Here is a 6,614-nt window from a genome sequence, read left to right as displayed (position 1 = left end):
GATTCAATGCCCGAGCGATGGATTTCCCCAGAGATGTCTTCCCGACACCAGGCGGGCCTACAAAGCAGAGCACTTGCCCTTTCACACCTTGTCTCGCCTGCTTCCGGATGGCCAGAAACTCCAGGATCCGTTCCTTGATCTCGTCGAGTCCGTAGTGGTCTTCGTTTAAGACTTTCTGCGCCCGTGATATATCCAGGATGTCCTTGGACTGCTTTTGCCAGGGGAGGGAGGTGAGCCAATCGATGTAGGTGCGGACCACGGTTGCTTCTGCAGACATTCCAGGCATTTTGGACAGGCGTTCCGTCTCTTTGTAGGCCTTGCGTTCCACATCTTTTGGCATTTTGGCCTTTTTGATATGTTCCTTGAATTCCTGGATTTCCGATGAGCCTTCGCCTGTGCCAAGCTCGTCCTGGATGATCTTCAGCTGTTCCCGCAGATAGTATTCCCGCTGGCTGTGCTCCATCTCCTGCCGGACTCGGTCATGGATGTTATGCTCAAGCTCGAGGATTTCCACCTCGCCCATGAGCAGCTTGAGCAGCTCTTCCAGTCGTTGTTCCGGTGTACCGATTTCCAGAAGACGCTGCTTCTGATCGACCTTTAAAAGGGCATGGGAGGCGATGATATCCGCCAGCTGATCCGTATTGTCAACAGAGCTGACGGAGGCGATGACCTCGTTCGGGATCTTCGGGTGCAGCGAGACATAGTGCTCAAATTGCTCCAGCGCACTCCGTCGGAGAGCTTCCATCTGTCCCTCGTCGTCATCCTCTTCTCTTCCTTCCGCTTGGTCGCCGTTTTCGGGAAGGAAGACCTCATAGTAGTCCCTTTCCAGGGTGTAGTCTTCGGCTTTTCCGCGATACAAACCTTCGACGAGTGCTTTTGTAGAGCCATCGGGAACGCGCGTCATCTGGAGAACCTGACATACGGTGCCCACGGTGAAGAAATCCTCCGGGCCTGGTTCATCCACCTGCATGTCCCGCTGTGCGACGATGAAGACCTTCTTGTCTTTGAGCATGCACTCTTCAAGCGCTTTCAGGGAACGCGGCCTTCCCACAAAGAGCGGGGCAATGACCCCGGGGAACAGAACAATGTCACGTACGGGCAGAACCGGCATCCGTTCGACAGGCTGTTCGCCGGCCATTATCAGGCAACCTCCCTGTTGTTGAGAAACTGCCTCGCTGGATGCTCGGGATCTTCGACCGTATGTTCATCAATCACGATTTTGTTGAGCTTCTTTTCCGATGACGGGATTGTGTACATCAGATCCAGCATAATCTCTTCCATGATGGACCGCATCGCCCGGGCACCTGTATTCTTGCCGGCGGCCTTTCTGGCGATGGCGCGCAATGCTTCATCGGAGAATTCGAGCTCGACGCCCTCCAGTTGAAATGTTTTGATGTATTGCTTGATCAGCGCATTCCTGGGTTCAATCAGGATGCGAACCAGATCTTCCTCGGAGAGGGCCTCTAAGGCGGCGAATACGTGGAGTCGCCCGACAAACTCGGGAATGAATCCATAGCTCATCATGTCCTCCGGTTGGACCTGTTGCAGCAGCGAATACCGATCCTCCCTGGAATTCCCCGTCACCTCGCCGCCAAAGCCGATCACGCGCCGGTCCATGCGGCGTGCGATCTGATCGTCAAGCCCATCAAAGGCCCCGCCGCAAATGAAGAGAATGTTGGAGGTGTCGATCTGAATGAATTCCTGGTGCGGATGCTTTCTCCCCCCTTTGGGAGGGACATTGGCCACGGTGCCTTCCAGCAGGCGCAGAAGAGCCTGCTGGACCCCTTCACCCGATACGTCTCTGGTGATGGAGGTTGACTCGGACTTTCGTCCTACCTTGTCGATCTCGTCGAGATAGATGATGCCGCGCTCAGCGGATTGCACATCGTAGTCGGCTGCCTGCAAGAGGCGGACGAGGATGTTCTCCACGTCCTCGCCGACATAGCCTGCTTCGGTAAGGGTTGTTGCATCGGCCATTGCAAAGGGCACATTCAGCTTCTTGGCCATTGTCTGGGCCAGAAGGGTTTTCCCGCATCCGGTGGGGCCGATGAGCAGTACATTGCTTTTTTGCAGCTCCACGTCATCGGCTTCGCTGGACTGCTTTTGCAGAATCCGCTTGTAGTGGTTGTAGACTGCCACCGAAAGGACTTTCTTCGCTTGATTCTGTCCAACTATATATTGATCGAGGAAGTTTTTAATGTCCTGAGGCCGTGGAACATCCTCAAAATCAGGTTCCGTTGCCGTGTCCTGTGGTTCCGTCGATTCCTGTTCTTCTTTGAGAATGAGGTTGCAAAGATGTACACATTCGTTGCAGATGTACACCCCTGGGCCGGCGATGATCTTTTGCACCTCTTTCTGCCCCTTGCCACAGAAGGAGCAACGGATGCCTTTGTGCTTTCCGTCCCGATTATCCCCATCAAACTGAAACATGAACATCCTCCTTGACGCCGTTATCTGCTGCCAACGGTCTGAATCTGTATCCTAGCGCAAAACGCTTTTCGTCACAATAAGTAACAGGGGAGCAGAGGCTCCCCTGTTGGCAGGGTAACACAAAGGGCTACCGTGGAGGTCTAGCGATTCTCGATTACACTGTCGATAATATTGTATTTTTGCGCTTCCTCTGCCGACATGTAGAAATCGCGATCCGTGTCGGTGGTCACCCGTTTCTTTGTCTGCCCCGTATGGTGGACGAGGATTCTATTCAGGGTTTCCTTGACCCGCAGGATCTCTTTGGTCTGGATTTCAACATCCGTGGCCTGTCCCTGGGCACCGCCAAGCGGCTGATGGATCATGATCCTCGCATGGGGAAGTGCGTATCTCTTCTCCTGGGTACCGGCTCCCAGAAGGACGGCGGCCATGCTGGCGGCCTGGCCGACGCAGATAGTAGAAACAGGACACTTTATGTACTGCATCGTATCGTATATGGCCAGTCCCGCGGTGACGGAGCCACCCGGGCTGTTGATATAGATATTGACGTCCTTGTCAGGGTCCTCGCTCTCCAGAAACAGCAGCTGCGCGACGATCAGGTTGGCTACGTGATCGTCGATATCCTCGCCCAGGAAGATAATTCGGTCTTTGAGGAGTCGGCTGTAGATGTCGTAGGAGCGTTCGCCTCTCCCCGTCTGTTCGATTACATAGGGTACAAGCATCAAGTGCGGTCACCTCTTTCCTTGCGCTGCGGCGGAATGCAATGGGTCGATTGGGGCCGTCAACTCTCTTCCTCGCCGGAATGCGCTTCCTCCGGCGGGGTTTCCTCTATGTCCACCACTTCCATTACCTTGTCCATCGTTTTGTGCATACGGAGTTTATGGACCAACTCTCTGAGCATCTGCTCGTTATCACGGTACGCTTCATACACCTTTTTCAGCTCAAGCCCATTCCGTCGCGCCATGCCGTGGAGGGCACTGTCGATATCGTCCTGGAGCACCTCTATATCAAGGGAGTCAGCCAGGGCATCCATGATAAAGCCATTCCGTACCTGAGCCTCGGCATTGGTCTGCAGGTCGGCTTCGTATTCCTCCCTGCTTTGACCTTTCTGTTCGAGGTACTGTTCGAGTGTCATGCCTCCTTCGTTTTTGAGGCGGTTTTTCTCGTTTTCCTCTAACTGTTTGCGTTGTTGCTCGACTTTGTTTTCAGGGATGCTGTCGATCTCTGCTCTCTCGGTGAGGATCTCAAAGGCTTCGTTGCGAGCGCTCTCCATCGTTCGCCGTTCGCTTTCTTCGTGCAGTTTCCTGGCAACCAGCTCCCGCAACTCCGCTTCCGTTGATGCCTCGTTGTTGGTGAGCTGCTGTATGGTTGTTTCATTGAGTTCCGGTACAATCTCTTCCTGTACCTCATTGACTGTGAAACGGTATTTGGGCTCTTGGCCATCCTCTGTTCCGTCAAGCTCTACAAGGACCTCGTCTCCTGCAGAGGTTCCGATCAGCGCATCGCGGACTTCCTGGCGAAGCTGCGGGGAATTGAGCTGGATCGGGGCGGTTTGTCCTTCTGCCTCCTCCCCTGCTTCAGCCGGAGTGTAGGACACCACTACCGTGTCGTTCTCCTCGGCTGCCTTGCCTTCAACGGTCTTCCCTTCCGCTGCGTTCTGGAGAAGTCTCTCGATAGCCTGGTCGATATCCTCCTCTGTTATCGAGACACCCGGTTTTGTTACGGAAATGTCTTCAAGAGCAGGAAGAGTGATCTCGGGGCGGACTTCGAAGTCTATGTCAAAAGAAAGGGGTTCTCCTTCCGTGACTTCCTTAAAGTCGAAGGAGGGTTCTTCCAGGAGCACCAGTTCGTATTCCTCCACCAGCTGCTGGACTGCCTGGGGGACCACCTTCTCCAGTGCTTCGTTATAGATGGCCTGTTTGCCGTAGTTCATCTCCAGCACCTTACGCGGGATGTGCCCCTTGCGGAAGCCCTTGATGTTGGCTTTCTGGGAAAGCTCACGAACTGTACTCTCCACTGCACGCTGGAACTGGTCGGCAGGAATCTCGGCGTGCAGCCGTATTTGGTTGCTCTCTTGTGAAATGATCTCGGATCGCATTGTGGTAAACCCCTTTCAGATCTCTTCTCTACCAAAATCCAAAGCTTGTTCGGAGAGATCTTGGTCAGAGATGTCCCTATCCGCTGGATAGTAGGCTTTTTCACTATGTCTGTCAACTGGCGATTCCCGAATTATTCTGGGTTATCCTGCCCATAATCTGTGGCCGCGGATTCCGGACGCCAGCTGGATGGATGGAATAACGAGATTCCCTGGAACGGGTCTGGACGAGCTCTGGTTGCGATGGTCAGTTCCTCCTCGGTGAGGACCAACTGCTTGAGAAAGACTGGAAAGGGAAACCGATCCATATCCAGGAGCGGCTGTAACCGCTGGATTGCTTTTCTGGCGACAAACTGAGGCACTGATCGATTGTTGACCGAAAGTGTGTAGTCGGAAAGCCATATTTCCTTCCCTCTTTCCAGCGTCAGTTCACCTGTCAACTCGAGGAGGACGTCGAAGGTAAACAACCAGTCAACTGTAATTAACCCTTTAGCGTAGAGAGATTCCGAGCCAAAGTCAAACAACAGCTCCTTCCATTGATCTTCATCGTTTTCGAACTGTTTCTTGTGGACAGAGTCATTTAAGTCTTTTTCGGTCAATTTGGCGAAGCAATATGTCAGGAGCGTGCTTTCAATTTTATATTTGTTGGGAGGAGCGCCCTGCTTCCGGTCGTTTTCCACCGGAGCAAGCTGGACGTCCATGGCCTCCACCTCGAGGGAGGCTATCCGCACCCCTCCGAGTTCGGCATTCTTGGCAGCAAGGTAGAGATGTCCGATCACATTGCTGCCGTTGGGCGGATGATCAACAATCACGTGGAGTCTTTCAGGTTTAATTTCTTCTACAAGCAGTTGCAATAAATCTTCTGAAGTGGCTACAGCGGGATCAGTCGCTCTGTTGTTGGCCATTATGGGCAAGGTTGAAAAAAAGCATACATGAAAAAAAATAATTATTATAGCTACTTTAGTGTAATTAAATAAACGCGACATTTGCGCCCCCCTTTTAACAAAGAGCGAGTCTCAATAGATAGATCGGTCGCCAGCGATGCCGGCGACCGATGTGTTCTAACGATAGTTTATATACCGGTTCTGCAAGGGTATCTCCCTGGTGCGAGAGGGGGGACTTGAACCCCCACGGCTAAGCCATAGGATCCTAAATCCTACGTGTCTACCAATTCCACCACTCTCGCAGACATTCTGGTGGACCGTATAGGAATCGAACCTATAACCCCCTGATTAAGAGTCAGGTGCTCTGCCAGTTGAGCTAACGGTCCATTCACAAAACATTTGGCGGTAAAGCGAGACACGTCGATGCTCCTATGATAGGTAAGGTTTCGTTTCTGCTTAACCTCTAGAACGTGGCTATGCGTATTTCTTTGCAGATAAATGGTGGACCGTATAGGAATCGAACCTATAACCCCCTGATTAAGAGTCAGGTGCTCTGCCAGTTGAGCTAACGGTCCACATTGGCGCGCCCGGAAGGATTCGAACCCACGACCAACGGATCCGAAGTCCGTCGCTCTGTCCACTGAGCTACGGGCGCCTGTCTGTATACCTTGGGGTGAGCGAGGGGACTTGAACCCCCAGCCTCTGGAGCCACAGTCCAGCGCTCTAACCAATTGAGCTACGCTCACCATATCAAAGGTGCGGATTGGCGCGCCCGGCGAGATTTGAACTCACAGCCTACGGATTAGAAGTCCGTTGCTCTTTCCAGTTGAGCTACGGGCGCCACAGCTGATGTCAAAGCGCCCCTCACTATACTGAGCGCCCCCTGGGCTGTCAAGGGGCCGGAGCCAAGATGGAGCGGGAAACGGGAGTCGAACCCGCGACCTACTGCTTGGAAGGCAGTTGCTCTACCACTGAGCTATTCCCGCACACAACATCCATGGTCGGGGCGAAAGGATTCGAACCTTCGACCCCCTGCTCCCAAAGCAGGTGCGCTAGCCAGACTGCGCTACGCCCCGTATTGTTGGTGGAGCTGGGGGGATTCGAACCCCCGACCTTTTCCGTGCGAAGGAAACGCGCTCCCACTGCGCCACAGCCCCACGAGCGACGACGGTAATTGTAGAGAGGGAGCGGAACCTTGTCAAGGCCGG

General features: G+C 53.5%; 5 protein-coding genes and 9 tRNA genes. All 14 read right to left on the bottom strand.

From position 1 onward, the window contains the following. Positions 1 to 1,111: LON peptidase substrate-binding domain-containing protein (locus tag K9L28_03625; GenBank protein ID MCF7935412.1), on the bottom strand; the 1,111-nt coding region annotated here is incomplete at its 3' end. A gap of 29 nt (positions 1,112 to 1,140) precedes the next feature. After that, positions 1,141 to 2,430 carry an ATP-dependent Clp protease ATP-binding subunit ClpX gene (gene clpX, locus K9L28_03620; GenBank protein MCF7935411.1) on the bottom strand — a complete coding sequence of 430 codons (1,290 nt, stop codon included), beginning with the start codon at positions 2,428 to 2,430 and terminating at the stop codon, positions 1,141 to 1,143. Positions 2,431 to 2,570: 140 nt separating this feature from the next. Beyond that, the gene (gene clpP / locus K9L28_03615; GenBank protein MCF7935410.1) at positions 2,571 to 3,149 is read right to left on the bottom strand and encodes an ATP-dependent Clp endopeptidase proteolytic subunit ClpP; all 579 of its coding nucleotides are present in this window, start codon (positions 3,147 to 3,149) and stop codon (positions 2,571 to 2,573) included. Positions 3,150 to 3,208: 59 nt separating this feature from the next. After that, positions 3,209 to 4,525 (bottom strand): trigger factor, encoded by a 1,317-nt coding sequence (gene tig, locus K9L28_03610; protein MCF7935409.1) that lies wholly within the window; start codon positions 4,523 to 4,525, stop codon positions 3,209 to 3,211. A gap of 131 nt (positions 4,526 to 4,656) precedes the next feature. Next, complete coding sequence (locus K9L28_03605; GenBank protein ID MCF7935408.1) at positions 4,657 to 5,508, bottom strand: DUF2993 domain-containing protein; 852 nt, start codon at positions 5,506 to 5,508, stop codon at positions 4,657 to 4,659. 116 nt (positions 5,509 to 5,624) lie between these two features. Beyond that, positions 5,625 to 5,708, bottom strand: a tRNA-Leu gene (locus K9L28_03600). Between the two features lie 8 nt (positions 5,709 to 5,716). Continuing rightward, positions 5,717 to 5,792: transfer RNA gene (locus K9L28_03595), tRNA-Lys, on the bottom strand. 113 nt (positions 5,793 to 5,905) lie between these two features. Further along, positions 5,906 to 5,981 (bottom strand) — tRNA-Lys (locus K9L28_03590). A gap of 4 nt (positions 5,982 to 5,985) precedes the next feature. Further along, positions 5,986 to 6,061: transfer RNA gene (locus K9L28_03585), tRNA-Arg, on the bottom strand. Between the two features lie 14 nt (positions 6,062 to 6,075). Beyond that, positions 6,076 to 6,152 (bottom strand) — tRNA-His (locus K9L28_03580). 18 nt (positions 6,153 to 6,170) lie between these two features. Then, positions 6,171 to 6,247 (bottom strand) — tRNA-Arg (locus K9L28_03575). A gap of 70 nt (positions 6,248 to 6,317) precedes the next feature. Next, positions 6,318 to 6,392, bottom strand: a tRNA-Gly gene (locus tag K9L28_03570). Between the two features lie 12 nt (positions 6,393 to 6,404). Beyond that, a tRNA-Pro gene (locus K9L28_03565) sits at positions 6,405 to 6,482 on the bottom strand. A gap of 6 nt (positions 6,483 to 6,488) precedes the next feature. Further along, positions 6,489 to 6,563, bottom strand: a tRNA-Ala gene (locus K9L28_03560). Positions 6,564 to 6,614: the final 51 nt, after the last annotated feature.

This window comes from Synergistales bacterium, from assembly GCA_021736445.1.
Lineage (GTDB): Bacteria > Synergistota > Synergistia > Synergistales > Aminiphilaceae > JAIPGA01.
The sequence above is the reverse complement of the archived record's forward strand: the minus strand, read 5'-3'. Positions and strand labels throughout refer to the sequence as shown.